This window comes from Spirosoma sp. KNUC1025 (assembly GCF_045160025.1).
Lineage (GTDB): Bacteria > Bacteroidota > Bacteroidia > Cytophagales > Spirosomataceae > Spirosoma.
Genome location: NZ_CP087139.1, coordinates 2043579 through 2068646, shown reverse-complemented (window position 1 = coordinate 2068646; position 25068 = coordinate 2043579). Strand labels below are relative to the sequence as shown.

Sequence of the window (25068 nt, the reverse complement as noted above, 5' to 3'; positions counted from 1 at the left end):
ACGCTCATTATTGAACAGCCCGTTTCAACGCGGCATATCGCTTTCGCATGTTTTCCAACTCCTTCGCATACCGGGTGTCTTTCGCCAGATTCATCGTTTCATGAGGGTCCTGAACGGTATTGTACAACTCTTCATAGCCATGCTCGATGTAGTTCATGTATGTAAACACCGTTCCCACAACGCCTTCAACCTTAGGGATTCGGGGACTGCCCATAAACGTATGTTCGTAGAAAAAGTCCGTTCGCTCCGGTGTCGGATTTTTGAGATCACGTAACAGGTCTGTGCCCTGCATACCCGCCGGAATGGGTACTCCGGCCCGTGCTAAAAGCGTGGGCGCTACGTCGATGTTCAGGGCAATTTGGGTGGATTTACTACCTCGGAGCTCTACGGGTAACCGGGGGTCGTAGATGATAAGCGGCACCCGGATGGATTCTTCATGACCGTACCATTTGCCTTCCAGCCCATGTTCGCCCAGATAAAATCCGTTATCGCCCATAAAAACGATGACCGTGTTCTGATCCAGATTCAATGATTTCAGTTGAGCAACCAGCTTACCAACAGCCTCGTCGACACCCGTAATCAGCCGATAATAATTCTTCACCGTTTCGGCATGTCGGTCGGGCGTTGAGAGTAAAGGTTTCCACCGAACACGCGCAATATTCTGATCGGTTCGAAAAAAATCTGGGAAACTGTCCCAGTACTTTGGATCGGCTGTTAGCGGCAGCGGAATTTTGGCGTTGGCATACAGGTCTTTAAAGCGTGATTGGACTACGTAGGTTGGCGGATCGCCGTCCAGTTCATGCGGGGCTTTAAAACCGACAGACAAACAGAACGGACCCTGGCTGGATGGCCCCTGATTAGCAAATTCGCTCAGAAATTTCTGAATAGCATGGCTGATCGTATCCGTATCATGAATGAGCCGGCCCTGCGCGTCGGGCACTTCATAGTCTGGCTGACTTTTTGGTGTACAGGACCAATAGTCGAAGGCGTCACTCGGCTGGTGCTTTGTTCCCACCCCGTACTTGCCGATAAAGCCAATTTTATACCCGGCTTTTTTGAGCAGCAGCGGGTACGTTTGTGCCAGCGCTGCCGGGCTGAACGGCGTATCGAAATCCTGAATCTTATGCCGGGACATATACTGACCGCTCAACAGACTGGCCCGACTTACGCAGCAGATCGACGTAGTGACGTAAGCATTCGGAAACAGGATGCCAGTACGTGCCAGCGCATCCAGATTAGGGGTTTGAATAATCGGATTGCCCATGACACCCAGAGCATCCCAGCGGTGGTCATCAGTCAGCAGAAAGATGATATTGGGACGACTCGGTTTCCGGGGTTGAGCCATCAGTGTTCCGACTACCAAACCGACCAGAAGCAGACTATAAGTAAGTTTACGCATAATCGGATACACCCGAAAACGGCCTGTTTTACGGCTTTTTAGCATATACAGTATCAATAGCAGCCCCTTCGTCGCCCTGCTGTTTCATCCACTCCTGAAGCTTCTGTTTGTACTGGTTGATACGGTCCTGATATGCCGGATTGGCAGCCAGATTGGTAAGTTCCCAGGGGTCGCTCTGCGTATCGTAAAATTCTACCGCTGGCCTTTTCACAAATCGCTCCGTGATTTGCTTCGCTTTCGGATCGCTGGCTGCCTGCTCCGTCCAGGAAAACCAGACTGAATTCCGGTCCTTCTGTTTGGCATTCATCATGAAGCGATTGTAATATTCCTCATTCGGGCTGAGGTTCAGAATCAGTTTGTAGCGCGTATCGCGGATGCTACGTATCGGGTAAGGATTTCCTTCGGGAATATTATTATGAATACCATAGGCGTATTGCCGTACACCCGTACGTTGTCCCAATAACACCGGCAGAAAGCTTTTCCCATCCAGCCCCGCAATTGGTTTGCCACCCGCCAGTTCCACAAGAGTCGGTGTTATGTCTTCGTATTGCACAAGCGCATTCGTTTGTGATGCGGGCTTAACAGAACCGGGCCATTTAACCAGCATCGAACTTTTCTGGCTGGCATCCCAAAGATTCCACTTTGCCCCCGGAAACTGAGCGCCCTGCTCCCCCAGAAATATGACAATCGTGTTTTTGTCCTGACCCGTTTCCTTCAACAAGCGGGTGATGTCGCCCACCTGATTATCCAGTCGCCGAACCTCGGCCAGGTATTTAACAAACTGTTGACGGGTTACTTTCGTATCGACCCAGTCGGCAGGAAGCATCAGTTTATCAGGATCAAATTCGGTGGTATCGCCTACCGTCCAGGGAGTATGTGGGTTAATACTCATGACAAACAGGCAGTACGGTTTGTCATTGCGGGTGATGTATTCCTTTACGTCATTCAGTTCATAATCGTCCGTGGGCGCTACGCAGTTTGGCTCAAATCCCCTGACGATTTCAAATGGAAAAACTGTTTTAGGTTTGGTACTATGATCTTTACCCGTTAATCCGACCCGATAGCCCAGATCGCCCAGATAATGCCCGACACTTTTGAGGTTGTCATACACGGGTTTATGGTTCTGAAAGGACCCATGCCGTACGGGATATAGACCCGTAAACAACGACGCCCGCGTAGGAACACACATCGCTTCGGATGCGTATATCTGGTTGAATTTCAACCCTTCATCCGCCAGTGCGTCAATATGCGTAGTGCGCAGGTTTTTACCTCCATAGCAGCTTAATTGCCGACTGTCCAGATCATCGGCCATGATAATGATCACATTGGGTTTTGCGGTCGGGATCTGTTGCGCGAACGTACCAACTACACTACTGAGCAACAGCCAAATCAGTCCCAGACAGGTTTGTTTCCTTTTATTGATGTACATAATACGCTATGATTCAGCAGACTGGCCTGCCCGTATAGTGTAGCCCTGTTTACGATTCGAGTAGGCTATGGCTCAATTCATAAACAGGGCTCAAGCGAACGATTATAATGACTCAGCAATGCTGGCCTGGATTTCCGATTTAGGCGTTACGCCCGCTTTTTTCCAGACCTCCTTATTGCCTTTATAGAGTACCAAAGTAGGCAGCGAGGTAATTCCTAACTGTTTGACCAGTTCTTTATTCTCGTAGGCTTCCACCCGGATGACCTTTATCGTCGATGCCTGTTCTTTTTCCAGTTCATCGACCGTAGGAGCCAGCTTTTTACAGGAGCCGCAGTATCGCGAACCGAAATCGACCAGAACCAGCTTCTCCGAATTAAGCTGCGCCTGATAATCCGTCAGCGACCAGCCGCTACCCACTGTCGATACGACAGGTCGGCCGGAGCCAATCCACTTACTCAGTCCGCCGGGCAATTCCGTTACGTCGGCGAAGCCCGCTTCCCGAAGTTTTTTGGCGAGCTGGCCGCTACGTCCGTTGGCAATCGAATAAATAAAGACCGGATTTATTTTGGTCAAACGGCTGGCCTGTTTCTGGAAATCAGCTTCACTGGCTACGCTGAATGAGATGGCACCTTTCAAATGATTCTGTATGTATTCTTCCTCGGAGCGAGCATCCAGAATCTGCGCCCGACTACCGGCCTGGGCTAGTTTGGCTTCAAAAGCGTCGAATGAGGGCGGTGTATCCTGAGCGTTCAGGATTATCGATGCAAACAGAACAAGACAGAGAATAGCTACTATGCGACTGGTTTTCATATCATCTATTGAGTTAGTTGTGAACGTATTGAAAATGGCCGGAATGCCTTCAGGCTAATTCGTTGCCCGGACAGCCGTTTGGCCGGGAATGGCGTCATTCTGGGGTTTAATTCTGTCGTAATCAACGACGCCCGTTTTCTCGGCCCAGCGGAAGTACTCGGCCGATAATTCGTTGACGATATCGGGCTGGGCATCGGCCAGGTTAGTCAGCTCTCCCCGGTCTTTTTCGAGGTCGTAGAGTTCCCATTTATAGCTCGGGTAGGTCGAAACAATTTTCCATTTGCCTTTCCGAACGGCCCGGTTGCCAGCACGTTCCCAGAAAATCGGCTCTCCCCGGTCTACTTCACTGGCCTGCCCGAATAATACAGGCAGGAGGCTTTTACCCACCAATGGATTCGCTTTTACACCGTTGTACGTTGCTGGATACGTAACACCGGCCAGATCGTAGAAGGTCGGAGCCAGGTCGATCAGGTGGCCTGTGCCTTTGGCAACACTGCCCGCTTTGATCTGTTTAGGATACCAGGCGATAAAGGGTGTACTGAAACCGCCCTCGTGGAAGTTATTTTTGTATTGTCGCAGGGGTGTATTCGACAAATACGCCCAGTTCTGCTCCTGATAGTCGAATGAGCCCGCCGTTCCAACCGGGCCGGTGTTGCGGACGATGCCCCGGCGCAGTTGGCTGTAGCTGTTGAACCCACCCTGCGCTCCATTGTCAGACAGAAAGACAATCAGCGTGTTATCGTCTTTTTTGAGCTCTTTCAGCTTGTTCAGCACCTTACCTACGTTCTGGTCCATCCGGTCAACCATGGCGGCATACACTTCCATTTTGGCTTTCCAGAACTGCTTTTCGTCGTACGTGAGTTTATTCCAGTAAGGCACTTCGGGGTCGTGCTGAGCAATGCTTTGATTCTCAGTCAGAATCCCATTTTCCCGCTGGCGCTTCAATCGCTCGACACGTAACGAATCCCAGCCCAGATCGTACTTGCCTTTGTATTTGGCAATATCTTCGGGCAGTGCCTGAAGCGGCCAGTGGGGAGCCGTAAAGGCGATGTACAGAAAGAACGGGCGGTTTTCCTTGTTCTGCTCGTCCAGAAACTGCACCGCGTTATTGCCGATTTCATCCGTGAAGTAATACGAGTTATCCTTCGGGTATTGCCGAACATTGTTCTTGATCAGGGCTACCGGATAGGGACTATTGCCGAAGGGAAGCGGTTTCACGTCGAAGTAATCAGCGGCACCGCCCAGAATACCGTAGAACTTATCGAATCCCCGCTGGTTAGGCCACGACAGACTATCTTTTCCAACGTGCCATTTACCCGACAACAACGTACTGTATCCGCCCGACCGGAAAACTTCGCCCAGCGTTAGTGACTCGCGATTGAGGTAACCCTGATAGGCCGGTAAGCCCAGATTGACATCGAAATAACCAACGCCCGCTTTGTGCTGATACTGACCCGTTAGCAGTGAGGCCCGCGTGGGTGCACAAATGGAATTGTTGTAAAATTCGCGTAACCGAATACCCTCTTTGGCCAGCCTGTCGAGGTTGGGCGTACTGATCTCAGAGCCATAAATGCCCAGATCGGAATAGCCCATGTCGTCTACCATTATCAGAATAATATTGGGTCTCGTCGCACCGGCTCTGGACGCGGGCTTCGATTTCTGCTGGGCAACTCCGCTTACCGCAATCAGCATTGTAAGCAGAAAACTGCCAATAATTCGTTTCATAGCTTCGTATAAAATTGATTTTCAGGCGCTATTACGTTATTGACTACTAGGCAAGCCCGCGGCTTTCAGGTCTGCGAAGCCGCCAATGTTGTAAGCCTGCGAGAAGCCTAATACCTGCAACGTATCAGCCGCTTTGCCACTGCGATTACCCGACCGACAGTACAAATAAATGGGCTTCCGCTTATCCAGTCTGCTGATCCGGGTCTTGAAATCATCGGCTTTAAAATCAACGTTGGTCGAGTGGTTCAGGTGGCCTTCCTTATACTCTTCGGGTGTTCGCACATCCACCAGATAAGCCTTACCTTCCTCAATTTCGCGCGCTATGGTTTCCGGTGATTTTTTCGTGTTAGTCAGTGTGCCGATACGTTCCTGGGCAAAAGCATTAGTCGATAAGGCAACTGTGAGCAGCAACAGCCCTGTTTTCTGGATGATGTTCATGGGATATGGTCAGCTTTGATCGTGGCGTACTCGCTTACTTTTTCTCGTTCAGATACGATTGCTGCGGGGCTTCGAAATCGAGCGTGACTTTGTTAATTTTTCCGGTAAAGGCATACGGCACTTTATACGTATCGGCAACGGGTGTCAGATCATCCAGTCCGACATTAACGCCTTCGTGTGAGTAGCTACTGGCAATGCTCCGCCCAAACGTTGTTTCGCCTTCCTTGGCTCCGTTGATATACAGCCTGATCTGTCCGCTTTTTTTCTGTTCGTTATAGGTAATCTCAGCGCGCAGCTGTGCCTTGCCGGATGGTACGCTCGCGTTTGAGCTGACAGCGTATTTGGTGCCATCGCCTAAGTTGTAAACAAACTGCAACTTCCGGTTCTGAATAAAGAAGCTCAGTCCTCCGGCACGCCCACCCCGCGATAGCAAAACCCCTTCGGTTCCGGCATCAGGAATCGTTACGTCCGCCGTCAGGGTGAACGACGGCTTCCCGGCGAGCGGGCTGGCAATGTCGATTAGTGTTTGAATGCCGGGATACAAAACAACCTGGTTCAAATTTTTATAGGCCGAGGGACCTACGGTTGGGGGCGTACCGTCTTTCAGGGGGTATATGTTGTACTTAACCGCTTCACTTTCAAACAGAGCACGCAGTTCTTTCAGCTTTCCGGGATTACTCGCGGCCAGATCATGCAGCTCGTTGAAATCTTCGTTCAGGTTAAACAACTCCCATTTATCCTGCTCGAACGGTTGCTTCTTCACGTGGAGGGTACCGGCTTTCCAGCCGTCCTTGTAAATCGAGCGCGAACCCAGAATTTCGTAGTACTGCTGGGTGTGCCGGTCTTTTGCTTTAGCGTCGTTCAGGCTGTAGGCAAGACTTGTTCCCTCTACGGCATCCTGTTTGTACCCGTTGATCGTCTGCGGAACCTGGGCTTTCATCAGTTCAACTGTCGTTGGCAGGATGTCGATTACGTGGCCATATTGCGTACGGATACCACCTTTTTCCTTAATTCCGTTCGGGTAAAAAACAATGAGCGGATTCCGGGTGCCGCCTTCTGAATTCGCATCTGTTTTCCACTGCCGAAACGGTACGTTCGTGGCGGCAGCCCAACCCAGCGGATAATTGGCTTTGGCGAATTCAGTACCGATCAGATCAATCTCTTCCAGATTCTTTTTCAGGTGATCTTCATCCGAAATAGCGGGGTCGAAATTATTCACCGTACCGACGAACGTACCTTCTTTACTGGCTCCATTATCGCCGACAGAAACGAAGACCAGTGTGTTGTCCAGCTGCCCGGTTTGCTTCAGGTGGTTGATAATTCGCCCGATTTCGTAATCGGTATACGACAGAAATCCGGCATACACTTCCATGAAGCGAGCATACAATTTCTTTTCGGGAGCCGATAGCGTATTCCAGTCTTTAATACCCGGATTACGGGGGGGCAGCACCGTATTTTTAGGCACAATGCCCAGCCTGATCTGATTGGCTAACACCTGCTCCCGGTACTGATCCCAGCCACCATCGAATTTGCCTTTGTATTTGTCGCTCCACTCCTTCGCCACCTGATGGGGTGCATGACCCGCGCCAGTGGCTACGTACAGGAAAAACGGTTTGGCAGGGTCGGCAGATTTCTGTTCAGAAATGTACTCAATGGCTTTGCTGGCCAATACTTCGTTGAAATGTTTGCCGTTCTGCTGGTCTTTAATCCGGCGGGTATCTTCCCAGAATTCCGTGTGCCACTGGTCGGTGCTCCCCCGCGACGGAAACCCATAGAAATGATCAAATCCACGACCGGTTGGCCAGCGATTGAAGGGTCCGGCGGGGGTCAGGTCGGCCAGGGGCGTAATGTGCCATTTGCCCAAAGCAAACGTATTGTAGCCGTTTTCTTTAAGAATTTCGGCAATGGTTGCTTTTTCAAACGGAATCTGGGCGTCATAACCGGGTGTTCCAACGGCATTTTCCGGAAAAAGACCCATATGGGCCGAGTGGTGGTTACGTCCCGTTAGCAGGGCCGCGCGGGTTGGTGCGCAGATGGATGTCGTATGGAAATTGGTATACCGCAATCCATTATACGCCAGGCTATCCAGTGTTGGCGTCTGGATTAATCCACCAAACGAGCTGACGGCCCCGAACCCTATGTCGTCCAGTAAAATCCAGACAATATTGGGTGCACCCTGGGGTGCTTTTTTGCGTTCAGGCCACCACTGCTGGGTTTCGCCAACTGTTTTTCCAATAGCGCCTTTGTAAGGCTGAACAGGCGTATACTGCGCGCGAACACTAGTGCCCGTTACCAGCAAAGCCCCGGCCACCAGTGAGAATTTAGTGAGAGAAAGAGGAATGTTTTTCATAGAAGAATCGATGAAATAAATTGATGAGCCCCGTTAGTATCCCGGATTTTGCGTGAGTAAGGAATTGTTGTCAATTTCCGACTGAGGAATCGGGTACAGACGATGTTTTTCGGCAGCGTTCGTCTTGCCCACTTTCTGTAGATTGGCGACGAACGTACTTTTTCCCGAAGCATCTTTCTGACGGATCAGATCAAACCAGCGCTGGTATTCAAACACCAGCTCCAGCCGCCGGTCCAGGTAGAGCGAATCCCGAAACTGATCCTTCGTCAGGCCAGCGGTTAAGTTGGGGAGACCTGCCCGACTCCGGACCCTGTTGATCGATTTGTACGCTTTGGCTGTAGGGCCATTGGCCTCATTTTCGGCTTCCGCATGAATCAACAGAAGTTCAGCGTATCGCAGAATAGGTACGTTGGCGGCCGACTCACTCGTTACTGAGGTCGAGTTGGGGTCCCACCATTTATGAAAAAAGGGCGTTGAGTCATTAGGAACGGCCGAATTGGCGATAGGAAGCGCGTATTTCCGGCCGTTGGTGGGGCTGGTAAAATACCGGACAAACGTAACGTCCCGGCGTTTGTCCGTGGGCTTATAGATTTTATAAATGTTGTAAAACTTGTCGCTGCCGTTGGTGTAGTACCGTACCATATGTGCATAATTGCCCGACAGACCGGGGATAGACGACAGAATGGACCTTGGATTTTCATTATTGCCCTGCCCCTGCGAATTCGATTTGAACTGAGCGGAGAAGATATGCTCTACTCCGTTTTTGGTAGCAGGCAAAAACACATCCGCGTAATTGGTGAACAGGTTATACCCAAACGTACCCGTTCCCCCATCAGCGGCTGACAACACCTCTTCGGCTTTTTTCACAGCATCCTGGTAGTGTGACGCAATGTTAAGCGGCAGCGATGCCTTCGTCAGGTAGACTTTTGCCAGCAGGGCTTTGGCAGCGCCCTGTGTTGCTCTGCCAACATCGGGAGCGCTGTAAGAAGCAGGCAATACGGTAGCGGCTTCGGTCAGGTCTTTTTCAATCTGCTCGTACACCTGCGTCGATGGCGATTTAGCAATGGCGTAGTCGGAAGCCGTCACAAATTTCTGATACTGCGTGATCAGCGGAATGTCGCCGTACAGACGTACCAGATTGAAATAGTAGAGCGCCCGTAAGAATTTGGCTTCACCCAGCAGTCGATTTTTCAGCGTAGCATCGAACTCAATAGCAGGTACTTTCTCCAGCACTACGTTCGCTTTTTTGATGGCGGCATAATGCTGCTGCCAGAGTTCGTATACCCGCAGATTGGTCGAAGAATGCGCCAGCACAGCCAGCGACCGAACGTCGGGGTTCGTAGCGCCCGGACCAGGATCTTCGTCGTCACCGGCCATGTTCATGCCCGTATTGAACAACGTATTGTAGGGCGTTTGAACCGTACTTCCGCCAGAGTTGAGCAGGAAGTACACGGCATTGACGGCATTGATGGCGTCGGCCTGGGTTTTGTAATACTGGTCTTCCGAAACAAACGCTTCAGGGGCTTCTTTGAGAAAATCGTTGCAGGCAGTCAGCGACAGCGTAATGAGACCTGCTACCGCGTAGTTCAGTAATTTCATTGTCAGTAAAAGTTGATTTGCCGGATTAAAGCGAGAGCGATAGCCCGACCTGATAGGATTTGTTGTTGGGATACACGCCGTTGTCGATGCCTTTGTTGATGAGCGATTGCCCATTCAGACTCACTTCCGGATCGTAGCCCGTATAGTTCGTCCAGGTAGCGGCATTCTGAGCCGATACGTACACGCGGAGGTTCTTCAGATGCGCTTTGGTCAGCAGTGCTTTCGGCAGTGTATAACCGAACGAAATGTTCTTGAGCCGATAGTACGTAGCATCCTCAATAAATCGGTCGGAGATGGTAATGGCAGGGTCCTGAAAAGCGGCTTTTACGTTCGTATTCGTATTGGTTGGCGTCCACCGATTGAGCAGGTCTCTGGAACCATTGGTGTAGCCCGTGCCGAGTTCGAGATTGGCCCGGTTAGCATTGTATAGCTTCCCACCGATAGAGCCCTGAAAGAAGATCGACAGATCGAAACCTTTGTAATTGAACGTATTGGTCAGACCGACGGTGAAACCCGGCTGATTCGGAATCACGATACGGTCGCCAGCCTGGGTTATGATGCCATCGCCGTTGATGTCTTTGTATTTCTGACCACCCGGACTTTTGTTAGCCTGTGGGGTTAAAGCAGCTTCTCCCGACTGAATAACGCCGTCGGTCTGGTAGACGATGAATGAACCCAGTGGGTACCCGACCTTAGCGATGGACGGCGAGGAAATGTCGGGAATAATCTGATCGACGCCATTCCCGAGGCTAAGGATTTTGTTCCGGTTGGTCGAATACACCAGAATCGTGTTCCATTTCAGATCGCCCGTCGTATTGCGCGAGTTGATGTACAATTCAAAGCCCTGATTCGAAACAGCGCCGATATTCTGGTAAATGGTTGAGGCTTGCCCGCTGTAGAAATTAGACAGCCCCGACGTACCAGGAACGGTACGGCTCAAGAGCAGGTCGGTTGTCTTTTTATAGTAGTAATCGGCCGTAACCTGAATTCGGTTGTTGAGCAGCCCCAGGTCAATTCCCGCATCGACCTGAAACGTTTTCTCCCAGCCCAGATTCGGATTCGGAACCGTATTGGGCGCAAAGCCGGACACGGTCGAGCCCGAGAAGTTATACCGGAAATAAGCCAGCTGCGACAGCGATTGATACGGTGGAATATTCTGGTTGCCAGTAAGGCCCGCACTTAGCCGGAGCTTTAACACACTCACGTTACGTACCTGCGAAAAAAATGACTCGTTGCTCACGTTCCAGCCAAAGGCCGCCGACGGAAAATAGCCCCATTTATTACCCTCCCCGAAGCGGGAAGAGCCATCGGCACGTAGCGTAAAGGTGACCAGGTATTTGTCGTTGTAGCCGTAATTGACCCGCCCCAGATAGGAGGCTAACGCCCACTTGCTGGCAAACGAACTGGGGGTTCGGTTGGTAATGCCGGTGCCCAGGTTATTATAGGAGAACGCATCGGTAGCAAAACCAGCCGCTTCGGCCACCGCTCCTTTTGAGTCGGATTGCTGGGCCGTGAACCCAACAACCGCATTGATTTTGTGCCGTTCGTTGATCTCTCTGTCGTAACTGAGCGTATTTTCATTCAGCCAGTTCGTTGTGAAGGCCGACCCAACAATGGCGTCCCCCTGAAGATTTTGCCCTTCGGCCGTACTACTCGGCAGGTAACGGTTCTGTTTGTTGTCGACAATGTCGGTGCCAAACAGCACTTTGGCCCTTAGACCATCAACAATCTGGTATTCGGCCGATACGTTGCCCAGTATGCGGTTGGTAATGGTTTCGTTTAACTGGTTATAAAGCGAATTGATCGGGTTTTGTAAGCTCGACTCAAACGGGCTGTTCACCACATACGTACCGTCGTCTTTATAGATCGGCAGCGAAGGCGGTGTAAGCAGCAGGTTACCCACAATGGCCGCTGGCGCTACGTTGGCCTTGATGGTGCTCGCCGTTAAGTTGCCCGTAATCAGGAGCCGTTTATTGTACTCATGAATGAGGTTGATTCGGGCCGAATACCGTCTAAAATCGGTGTTCTGGAGAATACCGTCCTGCTTGAAGTAGTTGCCCGATATAGCCAGCCGTGTCCGTTCTGAACCAGACAGAATTGAGATGTTGTGATTCTGAATCGGCGCCTGCCGGAAAGCTGCCGCCTGCCAGTCGGTACCTACGCCCGACGTATCAAGCGAGTAGCCCAGCGAACTGGGCAAGGTCGTTGTTTTGCCCGAGTTGGTCGCAGCATCTTTTCGCAGTTGCCACCACTCGCGGGCGTTGAGGAGCGGAAGCGTACGAATGACGCTCTGTACGCCATAATACGCATCGTAGTTGACCGACGACTTATTTTTTGTCCCATTTTTGGTAGTAATAATCACCACCCCATTGGCACCGCGCGACCCGTAAATAGCTGTAGCCGAGGCATCTTTCAGTACGTCGATGTTTTCAATATCTGACGTATTTATCGACGACAACGGGTTGATTTTAGAACCGTCTGTTACTCTGGCGTCGTTCAGCGAGTAATCATTATTGATCGGGAAACCATCAATGACGTAGAGCGGATCACTACCGGCCGTAATCGAATTATTTCCCCGTATCTGTACGCTGACGCCACCGCCCGGTTGCCCGGAAGTTTGCGTAACAATTGCACCAGCTACCGACCCTTGTAGCAATCGCTCGACGGAGGCAACAGGCTGGCTTTTTATTTCCAGAGGTACCGAGGCAATTGAGCCCGTTATATCGCTACGTTTCTGCGTACCGTAGCCAACCACAACGACTTCATTTAATTGACCAAGATTTTCCTCCAGCTCAATATCGATTGTATTGGAAATTGCCGTGACTTCGCGTGTTTTATAGCCCACGTACGTAACAACAAGCGTAAACGGTAATGTCTGGGCCGTTTTCAGGGTGAACTTCCCGTCGACATCTGTTGCGGCTCCGTTGGTAATGCCCTTTATCTGAATGGTAGCCCCAATCAGGGGTTCTTTTGTTTTTTCATCGACAACCTTACCGGTGAGGGTAGCATTAATGACGGGTGCCGTGCCTTGTGCAAACAGACCTGAAGGCTGGGTAAGAATCCAAATCCATAGTAATAAAATAAAACTTTTTTTCATTGCTTTGTACTGGTTAGATAAAATAAGGACCTGCGACAGTCGTGCCAACGGCTGCCTCAATTCAGTTGCCACTGATCATGTGCCTTGTTTTCAGCCAGCCAATCCTGCTGCAACAGGATTGGCTTTTTCATTTATTGGGGGTTAAATAGTAAAAAAAATAATTGCCACTATCGTTATAGAACGGACCGTACACACCTGAATCCCAGATTGTTACTTGCGCTCGTTGTTTCGCCCTTGCCCCGGCTGCCGGCCTGGTATCGGACGCAATACTGATCACTACACAGGAAGGAGCCGCCCCGCTGTACGTGTTTTATGGTACCGGGTTCGTCGGGATCGTAGCTATTGCCGGGTCCTTTCGGGTTATTGACCGGACTCTTCTGGTAATAGTCGGGCCGATACAGATCGCTGCACCATTCCCACACGTTACCTTCCATATCATACAGACCATACGCATTGGCGGAATACGTCTGCACGGGTGCGGTTGTCCGGAAACCATCTTCGGCGGTATTGGCATTTGGAAAATTGCCCTGAAAAATATTGGCGGCCCATTTTCCTCTGGGTTTCAATTCGTTGCCCCAGTAATATTTTGCTGCTTTCCGTCCTGCCCGAGCCGCAAACTCCCACTCGGCTTCGGTTGGCAGGCGTTTACCCGCCCATCTGGCGTAAGCAACCGCATCGTCATAGCAAACCTGCACCACAGGCTCACTGTCTTTACCCACAATACTGCTCTTTGGACCCAACGGATGCCGCCAGTTGGTTCCAGCTACGTATTGCCACCACTGCACTGGGTTCTGAAGCGATACGGCCTGGGTGGGTGGGGTAAATACAGCCGAGCCAGGAACCAGTTTATCGGCTGGTACGCCGGGAAAATCGGCCGGATTCAATGGGCGCTCAGCCACGGTAACGTAGCCTGTTGCTTTCACAAATGCAGCAAACTGAGCGTTGGTCACCTCATGCCTGTCCATCCAGAAACTGTTGACCGTTACGCCATGAATGGGCCTGGCATCTGGAAAATCAGCGGCTCCCATCTGAAAATTCCCTCCCTGAATCAATACCATCTCCGCAGTTTCGGAGCGGTTTTCCGGTTTGGCCAAACTGCCCGAACGCAGAACGGCTGCCCGCGAAGGAATTTTGCACAGTGGGCCTTCACAAAGCGAAATCGATTTTCTGTCCTCGGCCTCCGGTACGTTATCCATCACCACATTCTTCTGCATGAATGAGCTGACAAGGACAAGAGCGAGAACGGGTATTAGTAGTTTCATGGCATTTACGACAAGTATTCGTTACGCGTTCGCCAGTTCGGGTGTCGGCGAGGTTTCGACTGCATCACCCACTTCAGGGCCATCGGCCGCTAGTTCGCTGCCTTCTTTCTTCGATTTGAAAATGGGCCACAGGAATTGCGCATACCACTCCTCTTCTTTATAAAACTTGATGCCGAAAGAAGCCGGATACTGACGGGTGATGATGCCGGTACCGAAGATGACGTCCCACAGGAAAAACATGTTGCCAAAATTGCCTTTGTAATGGCCTATGCCATCGTCAGTTGTGTCGGCATGGTGCGCATGGTGCGTGGCCGGGGTCGAGATGAGCCGCTCCAGTACCCAGGCAATCGGATGCAGCAATCGGTATTTGTAAAATGGCTTATCCCACGGGATGCTGCTGTGAGCCGATGTTGTAATGAGCGATTTGATCACCGTTACGAACAGCGCCGGTAAACCCAATCCCAGATACGTAAGGGTAGCCGTTAAATAGGTCTGCGAGAAAAAATGGTATAGATGAAATTCTGCCGGGAAGCCATCGCCATACCCATATACGGTGCCGAGTGGTGCGTCCGGTGAAAACGCCACATAAACGGAACCTGATGGTGCAGCCGGTGATACCAGTACTGAGTCAGATCGTCGGCCACGGCAATGATGAACAGACCGCTCCAGAAAGGCACCCAGCCAAATATGTTTTTAAAATCAGGAAGCAGGTACGGGAGAATCTGCAGACTGAAAAAAGCGATGGTAGGCGGTACCAATAGTTTGGGCGCAAAAAAGCAGACCAGATCGAGGGTTTTCTCATTTTTGGTCCATTTATTATCATACAATCCCAGCGCAAATTCGGCAATGCCCAGCACCAGGATAAGCACAGGCAAGCCCCAGGTTTTAAAGTTTCTGAATACTGGTTCAACAAACTGAAAAGCCGCTGGAATAGCCGTTTTAAGGTCGCTCGGTGGCTGATTTTTCCAGGGTGTTTCACCCGTAATCTGGCACCACAGCAGCAGGGTCAAAATTGGAAGAGAGTACAAAAAAACGCTGATAAGCGCATCACGGGTGATTTTGGTAGTAAAGGATGTTTCGAGTGCCATGTTCGGTTCAATCTAGTTGGTAAACAGGGTTTTAATGAGTAGAAGCCATCCGGCGATGATGGTAAGCGGCATAAGAAAGACCAGTATGCTTACGCCTATTTTTTTCGTCAAAATCAGTATGTCCTGGAGCAATGTCATTGGGTTTGTGGTCAGTTTCCGAATCAGATTTATGGGGTGCCATTTCAAATAGTTAGCGTCAGATAGCGATAAAAATCCGGTAGTGACGTAACGATAAAGGCTTGTTGATGAAGTGTTTAAATCAGTGCTGCTTGATAGAGTGGTTGCTTGATACAATTTATCATTATAATCTATAGTTTATATAGAATAATGTAAACTATGAAAAATCTACAGCGGGTATTAAACAGTACGGTTTTACGGATTTTTATTAAAGACAACAACAGCGATCCGAAACAAACGGCCTGGCAGGCGTTTCGTTTCTCAGAACAGGCATTGAAAATAATCGCAGTGGCATAACGAATTTCAAAACCTCTCTTCGCTTTTCATACCGTTGAAAAGACAACTACTTTGCAGAGAGTAGTTAATATTGGCTCAAAGGTAAGGGCAACAATTTTTATTTTCCAAATTACTATACAAAATTTATCGGATAAAAAGACTACCCTAAAACTCTATCGAATTCAGGCACTAACTAAAATCATGTATGATCTCGAAAAAAGCAAAATATGCGATTAAAGCCCTTAAAGTACTGGCAGAAGCATACCGAAAAGGCCCGGTTCTGATTGCTACGATTTCGGCACAGGAACGAATTCCGAAAAAATTTCTGGAAGCTATTCTACTGGAATTGCGCAATCATGGCATACTACAGAGTCAGAAAGGAAAAGGGGGTGGCTATCTTCTGCGGGTAGAGCCCGAACGGGTCAGCCTCGCCCAGGTAGTCCGGATTATTGACGGGCCGATAGCCCCTACTCCCTGCGTATCGCTGAATTTCTATGTGCGCTGCGATGATTGCGCTGACGAGGAGACGTGTTCGATTCGGCCAATCATGCTACGTGTTCGCGATGCGAACCTGTCCGTGTATGAGAATACTACGCTGCAAATGCTGGCCGCTAGCGGAAAGATTGCATCGGAACTAGCTATTTAGCCGACCTGAACCAGATCGGTTGGCAGCATTACGTTTTTTTTGCGAGACGGGAAAATACGGAAGGCGAAGCAGCAACGAGATCAATACGTTTGTAGTCTTCAGGCCAAGTGCCTCACCTGAAAGTACGTATCACATACCTACGTTTATCGGTTCTCTTCGCGGATTACTGAAACGGGCGTTCAGGTACTGCCGGGCGGGCACTTCGATAAAACGAAACGTCAGGGCCGATAGAAGGAGGGTAATCAGCACAAGGATGCCATCCACAAACCAGCCAAATAGGTAATCAGGCGTCCCTTCTACCTCTGGTTGAGTGGGTATGTTCGGGTTTATATAAAGCGCAATGGCATAACAGGTAAGAATGAGTGGCGCATGAACCATGTAGATGGAGTAAGACAAATCCCCTAAGTAACGAAAGGGTTTACTGTTTAATACACGATGCGCATACCCCGTATTGTAAGAGGCCGCTAAAATAAGGAAGGCCGAAATCAGTATAATGCCAATCGAATGTAGTCCCAGATGCATAGACGCCAGCATACCTATTGAACTGATTAAAAGTATCCAGCTTGATTTCATCCATGCCTTACCCCACTGATACCGATAGAGTTCATATACAAGCATACCCAGTGTGAACCCAGCCAGACACCGCAAAAATGAGAAGTCGCCTGAAACATCCAGGGTATACGTCAACTCGTCCCCCTCGCGGGAAGTTATGCCAAACGTAGGAACCAAGTAATACATGATACACAGGTACATACCTATTATCAGGACCAGCATACTCAGCTTTCCTGCTAGGTTTAACCGGGTAATGAACGGCACCATCACTGGAAATAAAAAATACACCCACCACTCGGTTGCCAGTGACCAGGAAGGAGCATTGGGCGGTACAAAATCGTGCCAGGGCGAAGCAGGTATTAGTAAGAGAGACGTTAAAATAGCTCGATAATCGAAGACGGCTTTGATCTGATCCGGCAAGGTTTTTACCGTCATTATTTGCAGAATGGGGATAAGCGCCAGGATCATTGTGAACAAATGCAGCGGATAAATTCGGGCAAAACGGGCCTGCATGTATCGCTTATATGTAAGCTTACTGAACGCATGCTGAAAACTAGAGCCGTACACATGCGAGAGGATAAATCCACTTAATACGAAAAAGAAATCCACCAGGATATGCGCCGTAGCCATGAAGTAAGTCTGGGTTGTATCTATCAGAGGCATAAGCAGGCCATGGGCATGAACAAGAACGACTAACACAGCTGCAACTCCCCGAATGGACGCCAGATTAGAAAGGTAGATTGGTTGTTTCATGATGCGAGGACATACACTACTCAAAAAGATATGACCAGGAGGTAGCGACTGGTGATGATGGTTAGGTTGTTTTGAAGTAAGTCAGGATGGGCAATCAGGGTAGCAGACCGCCCGAGTAAAACCGAAGCCAACTTATGTTTTCCCTGATCGATTTGGGCACATGAGTAGAGCCATGATTAGCATATAAACGGTATTGGCACATTTGAATCGATAAAACGGTGTATTAGGCTGCGTGTTGTAGCCGGATCAAGGGCAGGTTGAGAGTCCTAAGGCAAGATAGAAAAAACAGCCGAATTCTGATCGTCGACCACCCATTTTATCACTTCATAGAGTCCTCAACAGACTGTAAAATCCAGAAAATCAAGGGAAATTCTCCTTAATTAGACGTATCATTCCTACTCCTCACGAGCGCACACAGTTATTCCTGCCTGTGTTCGTGAAGAGTGGAGATGATAAAAAATCCAGTACAGATTACGATATTTTCGGGAGAGACCAGGGCGAACGATAGTGTGCTTTGGTTAGCGCCAGTGCCGACGTATCACCTGCTACGTCACCCCGTCCGGCGTCCCAGATCACTTTATGGCCAGTCCGGTAAGCAATGTTGCCTAAGTGAGAATGCAACGCTACGTTACGTCCGGCCTCAGCAGGGCAGTTGGGCTGTTGTCGGGAACGAATGCAATCGAGGAAATTGCGGGTATGGCTATCCAAGTCCCTGCCGTTGCCGTACTGGATGGGTTGCGCCGGAACCAGGTAATGGCCCTGCTCCACTTCGGGTAGAACTTCCCATTTGCCCCGATCAATTACTACCGTGCCCAGGTTTCCGATAAAAGCTACCCCATGATCACGGTCGTAGGGTCCTCGTACGGTACCCAGCGATTGCTCCCATAACACAGAGAACGTACCGTAATCATAGATGACCTGCATGGTATCGGGCGTATCGCCGTCCTGATCCGGGAAGCCGAATTTGCCACCCACAGCGACCACTGATTTCGGTGCCGTTACGTTCATTCCCCATAATGCAATGTCGATCATATGGGCGCCCCAGTCGGTCATCAGCCCACCCGCATAATCCCAGTAATAGCGAAACGTACCGTGAAACCGGTTGCGGTTAAACGGGCGCTTTGGCGCCGGGCCCAGCCACATATCGTAATCAACACCTGCGGGAACCGGCTCATCGGGACGGCGTGGAAATTCTTTGCCGTACCCCATAAATGCCCACGTTTTTATGGAACGTACCGTACCAATTTTTCCAGCCTGCACATAGGCAAGAGCTGCTTTCCAATGTTCACCGCTACGTTGCCACTGCCCTACCTGAACAATGCGGTTATAGCGTTTGGCAGCCGCCACGATCAGATTGCACTCTTCGATGGTGTTGGCCAGCGGCTTTTCTACGTAACCATCCTTCCCGCCTGACAGGCGTATACGGCAGGCAAACAATGCCAGTGATCGGGCGTACCAATGATGACAGCATCAACCGTTTTATCATCAATCAGCTTTCGAAAATCGCTGTACAACGTCACCTTTTTACCAATTTGTTTTTCCAGTTCGTCGGCCCGCTTTTTTAGTACATTGCTATCGACGTCACACAAAGCCACACAGACAGCATCGGGATTTTTGAGCATCGACATCAAATCCGCCCATCCCATACTATTCACACCGATCAGGCCAATACGAATCGCATCAGCTGCCGCAACTCGCTGACCAGCAGAGCTTGGCAAGGTCGAGGTCAGGCTCATTCCAGCAGCTAACTGGGTCGATTGATAAAGAAAATCTCGTCTGGACGTAGGCATGGCTTGATCGGAGAAAAGTGTTTGATCGTGCGTGACTCTTACACCGGATATTGCCACTCACCCCGGTAGGCACGACCCAATAGCTTGTTTGCTTCCGGGTCATTTGGAATCTGACTGCCATCCCAGGCTACGCTACGTCCCAGTTTCATCGATAACATACCAAGCAACGCCATATTTGTTGACCGGTGACCAATTTCAATATCGCAGATGGGCGTTTTGTTAGCTTTAATACTTTCCAGAAAATTGGCCCAGAGCTGAGCAATGTTCTGATCGTCGGGCTTGTTAAGCTGAGCATCTTCGTGAATAACAGGCTTTTTCGGGTCTGTTGGATAGAACGTCCATCCATCGAGCCAGCCCATGTGAAACGTACCCTCCGTTCCGTAGAAATAAACGCCTACAGCCTGTTGCGGATGGGTTTTCTCGGCTGTATTACCAGCAAAATTCCGCTGCTCCCACAAGGCCGTAAAGCCTTCAAACTCATACGTAGCGACCTGATGGTCCGGTGCATCGGTGCTGTCTTTTCGGATGGGTCGTCCACCTGTAGAGTATACTTTACGCGGATGCTTCTCTTCGGTCCACCACAAAATCTGATCCAGCCAATGTATGCCCCAGTCGCCCAGCGTTCCGTTGGCATAATCCAGAAAATTACGCCAGCCTCTGGGGTGCATCGCCGGATTGTAGGCACGTAACGGCGCCGGTCCGCACCACATATTCCAGTCCATTTCTTTCGGCGCTTCGGTATCGGGAGTTGGCTGCCCGGCACCGCCACCGTAGTAGACAAACGCCCGGGCCATACCGATTTTCCCGGCCTTGCCCGACTTCAAAAACTCCATACCCGATACGTTATGGGGCGACACGCGCCGGTGCGTTCCGACCTGACAAATACGGCCCGTCTGACGGGCGGTTTTCACCATAGCCTTGCCTTCATTGATTGTATGGCTGATGGGTTTCTCAACGTATACGTGCGCTCCTGCCTGCATGGCCGCAATGGCAATGAGTGGATGCCAGTGGTCGGGGGTAGCTACAATAACGATCTGTGGCTTTTCAGTCGCCAGCATTTCCCGATAATCTCTGTATAGCTTCGGTTTATCAGACGTGAGTTTGTTCAGTTCATCGCTCGTCTTTTGCAACTGACGAGTATCCACATCGCAGAGCGCAACAATTTTCGATTCGCCGGCCTGCACAGCACACCGCAGAATATTGTTGCCCCACCAGCCCGACCCAACCAGTGCCGTACGGTATTTCTGTGCGGGTTGACGGGTAATAAAAGCACGAACCTGCGTGGGATCAGTAATCAGCGTGGCTCCGGCAAGAGCAGAGGTTTTCAGGAAGTCTGTACGATTCATTGCGAAAAGCGAAGATTAACATTTAGGCCATTGACAGATGATTTGTCGGCATCTACGCTATCAAAGATGAATCCTCTGCTTTTTTACCGTCAGTTTCCCCAACCAGCCAGCAGGGGCTTACCCGATAAAGCCTCAGTAAGCAGGAACGTAACAAACCCAACGTAGCCTGCGACGAACAGTACCACCTGAAACGGGCGCCGAGCTACGTAGTAGCCAAACAAGGGTATCAGTTGCAGGGCATGCATACCAAAAAAGTGAGCGATTCGCAGGTCGCCATACTGGGTAGACCAGTTCGTTCCGGGCAATCCGGGCCCACCGTCGGAAGCACCTACGGTATGGCTTAGCCGGATGGCCATAACGAACCCTTCAAAAGCGAAAACTACAAAGACCAGAAGCCCGAGTCGGATGCCCCACAGATAACTTAAATCGATTGTATCCGGACGCATTCTGAAAAATAAATAAGCGATATAGGCCGTCCAGCAGGTAAGCACCGTAATGGCAATTCCCATTATATCAAACAGTCGGGCGTCAAACGAGGACGTAATGTTAAAGTGTGACAGTTTACCCATGGCAGCCTGTCCAGTGATAATTACCAATTCAATCAGCATAGCCGTCACAACCACCCAGCTATAGATCGTTACCTGTCGCCGTTGGGGCAGCAGGCCGGTAAACCAGCCCATAGACCAGCAGAAAATGGCAATCGATATAAAAAACTTGGCGGGTTTAATAAATGAGTTGATACCGAGTATCTGTGTTTGCGTTAGACCGATCAGTACTAAACAGCTAACCGTGCCGACCAGACAAACCCAGCAAGCAAAATACAATACGCGGTTTCTGCTTTTGAGCGTTGACAAGAACGTGTTCATGGCGATAAGTCCGTTTAGTTTACGTTAGGACGTTACGGGTGCGAATCGTTCGAATTACCCAGTACAGCAAAAAGCCAACAGGACCGAGCATAAAGCAAAAAAATAAGGGCAGCACGATCAGCCAATGCGGAATGTCTTTCTCCTGAGAATCCCGCACAACGAACGTACCGGCCACCAGATCAAAAGCCAGGTAATGCACCCAACCCGCCAGCATAACCCCGTCGCCACCCGTAGCAAATAAATTTTTTACGCCCGGCAACGACCCGAAAGCGCCGAAATCGACCGGTCTTCCACCAAACAGATAAATGATGTAAATCAGCGCCAGACAAACCGGAACCAGGTAGGAGTTCATCACCCATTTTGTGACAATCCAGCGTGGCGCAAAAATCATTAGCAGCCATTGAGGAAGTACGGCGGTATTGGCCAATGTAAAAACGGCTTCGGGAGTCATAATCATCCGTGAATTAAAGGTAAAAAATACGTTTATGGCGATTAATACACTGTCAACTCAAACGAACGCTATTGGCGCAAACCGATTCCCAAACCCGGACTTATCCCTTAGTTAGCTACTTTCGCCTGGGCCAGCACACGCAACAGATTCCCTCCCCATATTTTGGCAATGTCGGCTTCCGAATACTTTCGGCGAACGAGTTCAGCCGTCAGGTTCTCAATCTGACTGACATCTTCCAGACCATTGACTCCTCCTCCCCCATCGAAATCCGACCCGATACCGACGTGATCGATGCCCACCAATTTAACGATATGATCGATATGATCAGCGATATCCGTCAGGCTTGCCCGCTCAGAGGCATACACCTTCGATACGGAATCGCTCATGGCGTTCAATCGGGCCTGTAGCTGTGCCGACGCGACTTTACCAACCTGAGCCATCCGAATTTTGGTTTTAGCGGCCCGATGGGCATCCGAAGGTTTTTTTAGATAATCGCTCACGAAATTGACCTGTACAACTCCTCCTTTCGCAGCAAGCGCCCGGATCATATCGTCGGTCATGTTACGTGGGAAATCACACAAAGCCCGGCAGTTGGAATGTGAGGCAATCATCGGTGCTTTCGACAAAGCCAGCGCGTCATAAAACGTACTGTCGGCCACGTGCGATACGTCGATCAGAATGCCCAGTCGATTCATTTCGGGTACCACTTTTTTCCAAACTCACTCAAACCGCCATACATGGGTCCATCCGGATCGGTCGATGAATCGCCGATGAGGTTGTTGGCGAAGTGCGTCAACGTAATGTAGCGACAACCCAGATCGTAATACGTTTTGATCATTGACAGGTCATTACCAATTGGATAGCCGTTTTCCATGCCAATAAAAACAGCTCGTTTTCCGGCTTTTTTTATTCGGTACGCATCAGCAGGCGACGTAGCTAATTCAGCCAGATTCGGGTATTTTTCCAGCGCCTGATGGATCAGCTCAAACTGGCGCAATGCGTTCCGTTTCGCTTCGGCATGCCCCGAATCGGTACGTGGCCCCTGCGAAGTATAGACGGCAAAAAACATGGCATCCATGCTACCCTGCTTCATACGCGGGAAGTCAATCTGCGATTCATCCCGTTTGGTATCATGCACAAGTCCGATATCGAACCCTTGTTTCTGCAACATGATCGGTGCATCGGCATGGGTATCGAGCGTAAGTACCCGCTGATGAATTTTATGCGCTTTTTTGGCAACGGGATCATCTCCGCCGGGCAGCGATACTATAAACGAGCTTAAGCCAAGCAAAGCAGGCAGCAACAAAGGAAACATAGGCGTTCAAGTTGTATAAGAAGCGAAAGACACTTGCTCGAATCTACAGCTTGCCGCCTAAAATGACAAACTTTCAGCAGAACCCTGCGGTTATGGCATTACCTTTGCTTCTCTAATGATTGACTTGTTGAATGATTGAATGATAGAATTGCTGGCGCAGGATTTATTCAATCATTCAACAAGTCAATCATTCAATCATTCAACAACATGGCCGTAGTTCCTTATAAAGATAAAGATTCCTCCAAGCGGGAGCAGGTTGCCGAAATGTTCGACAACATTTCCCCAAAGTACGATCTGTTGAATCACGTATTGAGCGGAGGAATTGACATTCTTTGGCGCAAGCGGGCCATTCGGGAACTCCGGTCGAGCAAAAAACCTGATTTTCAACCGCAGACAATTCTGGACATTGCTACGGGCACAGGTGATTTTGCGATAGAAGCACTGGCTTTAAAGCCGCGTAAAATTGTTGGTGTCGACATTTCTGAAGGTATGCTCGCCATTGGGCGCGAGAAGATGAAGAAGCGTGGCGTAGACCATATAATTGATATGCGAAGCGGTGATTCAGAAGGTTTACCCTTTGCAGACAATGAATTCGATGCCGTCATCGTTTCGTTTGGTGTACGCAACTTCGAGAATTTGCTCAAAGGCTTAACCGATATGCATCGCGTTACGCGCCCTGATGGCGTATGCGTAGTGCTGGAATTCTCGAATCCGCGTCAGTTTCCGTTTAAGCAATTATACCGTTTTTACTCCCGGACTATCCTGCCGCTCATTGGGCGTGTAGTAAGCAAAGACTCGTCGGCCTATACGTACCTGCCTGAATCTGTTCAGGCTTTTCCCGACGGTCCCGACTTTCTACGCATCTATGAAGCAGCCGGATTTACCAACACCAAATGGATACCGCTCACCTTCGGCGTTGCATCAATTTACATAGGCCACAAACTGATGCGGCCATGACAGTCCGTATCACCCGATACCTGACACTAATAGCCCTAATGCTGGTTCTAGTACAGGCTCAGAGTCATGCCCAATCATCGTACAAATACGTTCGTAAGCATCTGGAACGTTATGATGACAAGACAATCCATTACGGTTTTTTCTTTGCGGCCCCGATCACACGCTTCAGCGTTACACACAGTCCGGCGTTTTTGAAGGGGGACTCCGCCTATCGGATTTATTCACCTAACAAGCCGAATTTTCGAGTTGGTTTTATTCTCAACGCCTTTGTGAATGACCGCTTCGATTTTCGAGTAACACCGTCCGTTTCGCTCCTCAGTCGTGAGGTCCATTATGATTATCCTTCCGGCTCATCGAGAACAGAAATCCGCGAATCAACTTGGTTTGATATACCCATGCTGGTCAAATACAAATCCGAACGACGGAACAACAGCCGTATGTATTTGATTGCAGGAGGTACATTCAGTATCGAAACAAACGTTCGTAAAAAAGAAAACCAGGGCCAAAGCCGGCTGAGCACGGGCACAATGGATTTGGCTCTTGAATACGGCGTCGGTTTTGAACAATTTTTTGAGTTTTTCAAGTTTGCCCCGGAGCTTCGCTTTTCACATGGGCTGCTCAATCTGTATCAGCCTACGAATAACGCAGCGGGAGTTGGCATCAGTAAGTTGACGACCCACTCCGTTACGCTGCTGTTGAATTTCGAGTAATGCTAATTAGTGGTATTGTGTATCAATCACTT

At 49.8% G+C, this 25068-nt stretch carries 21 protein-coding genes and 1 pseudogene; 4 read left to right on the top strand and 18 right to left on the bottom strand.

Features of this window, described 5'->3' with window-relative positions; genetic code table 11:
* Window positions 1-7: 7 nt before the first annotated feature.
* From LN737_RS08955 to LN737_RS08905, 11 genes are all read right to left on the bottom strand, one after another.
* Window positions 8-1399 carry a sulfatase gene (locus LN737_RS08955; protein ID WP_405518084.1) on the bottom strand — a complete coding sequence of 464 codons (1392 nt, stop codon included), beginning with the start codon at window positions 1397-1399 and terminating at the stop codon, window positions 8-10.
* Window positions 1400-1427: 28 nt separating this feature from the next.
* On the bottom strand, window positions 1428-2828 hold the full coding sequence (locus LN737_RS08950; protein ID WP_405518083.1) for a sulfatase: 1401 nt from the start codon (window positions 2826-2828) through the stop codon (window positions 1428-1430).
* Between the two features lie 102 nt (window positions 2829-2930).
* Window positions 2931-3638 carry a thioredoxin domain-containing protein gene (locus LN737_RS08945; RefSeq protein ID WP_405518081.1) on the bottom strand — a complete coding sequence of 236 codons (708 nt, stop codon included), beginning with the start codon at window positions 3636-3638 and terminating at the stop codon, window positions 2931-2933.
* 54 nt (window positions 3639-3692) lie between these two features.
* On the bottom strand, window positions 3693-5363 hold the full coding sequence (locus LN737_RS08940; protein ID WP_405518080.1) for an arylsulfatase: 1671 nt from the start codon (window positions 5361-5363) through the stop codon (window positions 3693-3695).
* A gap of 36 nt (window positions 5364-5399) precedes the next feature.
* Window positions 5400-5801 (bottom strand): rhodanese-like domain-containing protein, encoded by a 402-nt coding sequence (locus LN737_RS08935; RefSeq protein WP_405518078.1) that lies wholly within the window; start codon window positions 5799-5801, stop codon window positions 5400-5402.
* Between the two features lie 34 nt (window positions 5802-5835).
* Window positions 5836-8151 (bottom strand): arylsulfatase, encoded by a 2316-nt coding sequence (locus LN737_RS08930; RefSeq protein ID WP_405518076.1) that lies wholly within the window; start codon window positions 8149-8151, stop codon window positions 5836-5838.
* A 33-nt stretch (window positions 8152-8184) separates the two neighbouring features.
* Window positions 8185-9750 (bottom strand): RagB/SusD family nutrient uptake outer membrane protein, encoded by a 1566-nt coding sequence (locus LN737_RS08925; RefSeq protein WP_405518074.1) that lies wholly within the window; start codon window positions 9748-9750, stop codon window positions 8185-8187.
* Between the two features lie 25 nt (window positions 9751-9775).
* The gene (locus LN737_RS08920) at window positions 9776-12847 is read right to left on the bottom strand and encodes a TonB-dependent receptor (RefSeq protein WP_405518073.1); all 3072 of its coding nucleotides are present in this window, start codon (window positions 12845-12847) and stop codon (window positions 9776-9778) included.
* Window positions 12848-13020: 173 nt separating this feature from the next.
* The gene (locus tag LN737_RS08915) at window positions 13021-14109 is read right to left on the bottom strand and encodes a formylglycine-generating enzyme family protein (protein WP_405518071.1); all 1089 of its coding nucleotides are present in this window, start codon (window positions 14107-14109) and stop codon (window positions 13021-13023) included.
* A gap of 21 nt (window positions 14110-14130) precedes the next feature.
* On the bottom strand, window positions 14131-14568 hold the full coding sequence (locus tag LN737_RS08910) for a sterol desaturase family protein (protein ID WP_405518069.1): 438 nt from the start codon (window positions 14566-14568) through the stop codon (window positions 14131-14133).
* Between the two features lie 23 nt (window positions 14569-14591).
* A complete protein-coding gene (locus LN737_RS08905; protein WP_405518067.1) occupies window positions 14592-15197 on the bottom strand; it encodes a sterol desaturase family protein in 606 nt (201 codons plus the stop codon).
* A gap of 336 nt (window positions 15198-15533) precedes the next feature.
* On the opposite strand from LN737_RS08905, the gene LN737_RS08900 reads away from it, so the two are divergent.
* Together LN737_RS08900 and LN737_RS08895 are read left to right on the top strand one after the other, a co-directional pair.
* Window positions 15534-15671 carry a hypothetical protein gene (locus tag LN737_RS08900; protein ID WP_405518065.1) on the top strand — a complete coding sequence of 46 codons (138 nt, stop codon included), beginning with the start codon at window positions 15534-15536 and terminating at the stop codon, window positions 15669-15671.
* A gap of 184 nt (window positions 15672-15855) precedes the next feature.
* The gene (locus LN737_RS08895) at window positions 15856-16296 is read left to right on the top strand and encodes an Rrf2 family transcriptional regulator (protein ID WP_405518064.1); all 441 of its coding nucleotides are present in this window, start codon (window positions 15856-15858) and stop codon (window positions 16294-16296) included.
* 129 nt (window positions 16297-16425) lie between these two features.
* Here the strand turns inward: LN737_RS08895 and LN737_RS08890 are convergent, their stop codons facing one another.
* The 7 genes and pseudogenes from LN737_RS08890 to LN737_RS08860 all read right to left on the bottom strand — a co-directional run bounded on the left by LN737_RS08890 (window position 16426) and on the right by LN737_RS08860 (window position 23369).
* Window positions 16426-17601 (bottom strand): acyltransferase, encoded by a 1176-nt coding sequence (locus LN737_RS08890; RefSeq protein WP_405518062.1) that lies wholly within the window; start codon window positions 17599-17601, stop codon window positions 16426-16428.
* 471 nt (window positions 17602-18072) lie between these two features.
* A complete protein-coding gene (locus LN737_RS08885) occupies window positions 18073-19038 on the bottom strand; it encodes a Gfo/Idh/MocA family protein (protein WP_405518060.1) in 966 nt (321 codons plus the stop codon).
* Window positions 18990-19391: a Gfo/Idh/MocA family protein gene (locus LN737_RS08880; RefSeq protein ID WP_405518058.1), complete on the bottom strand. Its 402-nt coding sequence runs from the start codon at window positions 19389-19391 to the stop codon at window positions 18990-18992. Before LN737_RS08880 ends, LN737_RS08885 begins: the two co-directional genes overlap by 49 nt.
* A gap of 38 nt (window positions 19392-19429) precedes the next feature.
* Complete coding sequence (locus LN737_RS08875; RefSeq protein WP_405518056.1) at window positions 19430-20737, bottom strand: Gfo/Idh/MocA family protein; 1308 nt, start codon at window positions 20735-20737, stop codon at window positions 19430-19432.
* An 89-nt stretch (window positions 20738-20826) separates the two neighbouring features.
* Window positions 20827-21603, bottom strand: a complete 777-nt coding sequence (locus tag LN737_RS08870) for a hypothetical protein (protein WP_405518054.1) — start codon at window positions 21601-21603, stop codon at window positions 20827-20829.
* Between the two features lie 19 nt (window positions 21604-21622).
* The gene (locus tag LN737_RS08865) at window positions 21623-22054 is read right to left on the bottom strand and encodes an ABA4-like family protein (RefSeq protein WP_405520354.1); all 432 of its coding nucleotides are present in this window, start codon (window positions 22052-22054) and stop codon (window positions 21623-21625) included.
* Window positions 22055-22161: 107 nt separating this feature from the next.
* Window positions 22162-23369, bottom strand: a pseudogene (locus LN737_RS08860) (dipeptidase).
* 207 nt (window positions 23370-23576) lie between these two features.
* Between LN737_RS08860 and ubiE the strand changes: the two are divergent.
* Window positions 23577-24326: a bifunctional demethylmenaquinone methyltransferase/2-methoxy-6-polyprenyl-1,4-benzoquinol methylase UbiE gene (ubiE, locus tag LN737_RS08855; protein ID WP_405518052.1), complete on the top strand. Its 750-nt coding sequence runs from the start codon at window positions 23577-23579 to the stop codon at window positions 24324-24326.
* Window positions 24323-25036, top strand: coding sequence for an outer membrane beta-barrel protein (locus tag LN737_RS08850; RefSeq protein WP_405518050.1), 714 nt, complete (start codon window positions 24323-24325; stop codon window positions 25034-25036). Before ubiE ends, LN737_RS08850 begins: the two co-directional genes overlap by 4 nt.
* Window positions 25037-25068: the final 32 nt, after the last annotated feature.

Coding starts and splice junctions, on each gene's coding strand:
- LN737_RS08955 (WP_405518084.1), bottom strand. CDS start 1,399: ATGCGTAAACTTACTTATAGTCTGCTTCTGGTCGGTTTGGTAGTCGGA.
- LN737_RS08950 (WP_405518083.1), bottom strand. CDS start 2,828: ATGTACATCAATAAAAGGAAACAAACCTGTCTGGGACTGATTTGGCTG.
- LN737_RS08945 (WP_405518081.1), bottom strand. CDS start 3,638: ATGAAAACCAGTCGCATAGTAGCTATTCTCTGTCTTGTTCTGTTTGCA.
- LN737_RS08940 (WP_405518080.1), bottom strand. CDS start 5,363: ATGAAACGAATTATTGGCAGTTTTCTGCTTACAATGCTGATTGCGGTA.
- LN737_RS08935 (WP_405518078.1), bottom strand. CDS start 5,801: ATGAACATCATCCAGAAAACAGGGCTGTTGCTGCTCACAGTTGCCTTA.
- LN737_RS08930 (WP_405518076.1), bottom strand. CDS start 8,151: ATGAAAAACATTCCTCTTTCTCTCACTAAATTCTCACTGGTGGCCGGG.
- LN737_RS08925 (WP_405518074.1), bottom strand. CDS start 9,750: ATGAAATTACTGAACTACGCGGTAGCAGGTCTCATTACGCTGTCGCTG.
- LN737_RS08920 (WP_405518073.1), bottom strand. CDS start 12,847: ATGAAAAAAAGTTTTATTTTATTACTATGGATTTGGATTCTTACCCAG.
- LN737_RS08915 (WP_405518071.1), bottom strand. CDS start 14,109: ATGAAACTACTAATACCCGTTCTCGCTCTTGTCCTTGTCAGCTCATTC.
- LN737_RS08905 (WP_405518067.1), bottom strand. CDS start 15,197: ATGGCACTCGAAACATCCTTTACTACCAAAATCACCCGTGATGCGCTT.
- LN737_RS08900 (WP_405518065.1), top strand. CDS start 15,534: ATGAAAAATCTACAGCGGGTATTAAACAGTACGGTTTTACGGATTTTT.
- LN737_RS08895 (WP_405518064.1), top strand. CDS start 15,856: ATGATCTCGAAAAAAGCAAAATATGCGATTAAAGCCCTTAAAGTACTG.
- LN737_RS08890 (WP_405518062.1), bottom strand. CDS start 17,601: ATGAAACAACCAATCTACCTTTCTAATCTGGCGTCCATTCGGGGAGTT.
- LN737_RS08880 (WP_405518058.1), bottom strand. CDS start 19,391: ATGCCTACGTCCAGACGAGATTTTCTTTATCAATCGACCCAGTTAGCT.
- LN737_RS08875 (WP_405518056.1), bottom strand. CDS start 20,737: ATGAATCGTACAGACTTCCTGAAAACCTCTGCTCTTGCCGGAGCCACG.
- LN737_RS08870 (WP_405518054.1), bottom strand. CDS start 21,603: ATGAACACGTTCTTGTCAACGCTCAAAAGCAGAAACCGCGTATTGTAT.
- LN737_RS08865 (WP_405520354.1), bottom strand. CDS start 22,054: ATGACTCCCGAAGCCGTTTTTACATTGGCCAATACCGCCGTACTTCCT.
- ubiE (WP_405518052.1), top strand. CDS start 23,577: ATGGCCGTAGTTCCTTATAAAGATAAAGATTCCTCCAAGCGGGAGCAG.
- LN737_RS08850 (WP_405518050.1), top strand. CDS start 24,323: ATGACAGTCCGTATCACCCGATACCTGACACTAATAGCCCTAATGCTG.